The 1353-nt window shown below is 36.4% G+C and carries 1 protein-coding gene; it reads right to left on the reverse strand.

Going from position 1 to position 1353, the window contains the following annotated elements:
• Positions 1-1353 (reverse strand): glycosyltransferase family 2 protein (locus NNN71_RS24585; protein WP_271459580.1); only part of this gene is annotated, 1353 nt, incomplete at both ends.

Below are 1353 nucleotides of genomic sequence, written 5' to 3' on the forward strand. Positions count from 1 at the left end.
GGTTTAGGATAGCTGGATATTGATGAATATATATCGAACAATTTTGATGAACTTACTGTATACGCTGAAACCAATGTGTTGTAAAAATCATTGCGAGCTACAATCTCCACTTCACTCAAAAATAAATGATCATAGACGCTAGAAGTAATAACTCTCTCTTTAAGGTAAGCATCATAAAATTGCTCTTTAGTGTATCCAAGCTGTAAGTTATAGCTTTCATAATAGGGATCCTGAATGAGCCGCAACGATTCACGCCAGAAGAAGTGCGTGATATCAAAGTCCTTAGTCATCATAAGTAACTGACTAATATTCTCTACGATTTCTGTAGGGATTATGGTAAATTCATAGGACGCAGACAGGTTTTTTACAAGCTGATTAGCGATATTAGAAAACGCCCAGTTTTCAGTGTCTATAATCAATGCAACTTTAGGTTTAGCATGGGAAAAAGTAGATTTATTTATCAATTGTTTTTTAACTTCGACTGCTTCTTCCTTCGCACCCACATTCAAAGTACTATGCTTTTGCTCTAACCAATCATCGACGGGCGCCGACCAAAAAATCATTCCATATTTATGCTCTAAATAATCTGCTGACTTTTTGAGTATATTTCGTGTAAAACGGGTTCGCTCGTACGCTATATCGTCATCCGAACTTGGTTTAGGATGATCGTGTATGAGGGAGATAGCACCGCACGTACCAACCTTCATCCCAGCTTGAAATAAACGAATTGAAAGATCAATATCTTCAAAACCGATAAACATATTCTCATCATACCCCCCCATAGTTTTAAGGGTATTGAGATTCATCACGCTTGCACCGCCGAAAAGGAAGGTCGACAAGAAACTTTCTGTGTCATACTGACTTACTTTTTCCTGAACACAGGCACTACCAGCTCCGATATGAATTGAGCTATCTTCAATGCTCACAAAAATATTTCCACCACGAGCAAAAAGTGTCTCACCATCAGGGTCAAGCAAAGGCATATTTATAAAATGGCAGCCTAACTTGGAAATATCATTTTGTAACCGCGGCAAAGGATTGTTGATAAAAAATATATCATTATCAAGAAACATGACCCATTCAGTTTCGACATGTTCAAGTGTTTTATTTCTACCACCACTAACACCATAATTTTTATCTAACTCAACCAATTTAATATCAAGCGGTATTTGTTTGACCATCTCCGAAAGCTGCTCCAATTCACTTGGACTGCTTCCATTATCAATAATAAGGAATTTTCCTTTATAGTTAGGTATGCACTTTAAGACAGATTGAATTAATTTCTCAGTTAAAGAAATTCGATTCAATGAAAGACATGTAATGGTTAGATTTGAACCATTATCACCTATATTA

It is taken from the genome of Kluyvera sp. Awk 3 (genome assembly GCF_028069715.1).
GTDB lineage: Bacteria > Pseudomonadota > Gammaproteobacteria > Enterobacterales > Enterobacteriaceae > Kluyvera > Kluyvera georgiana_A.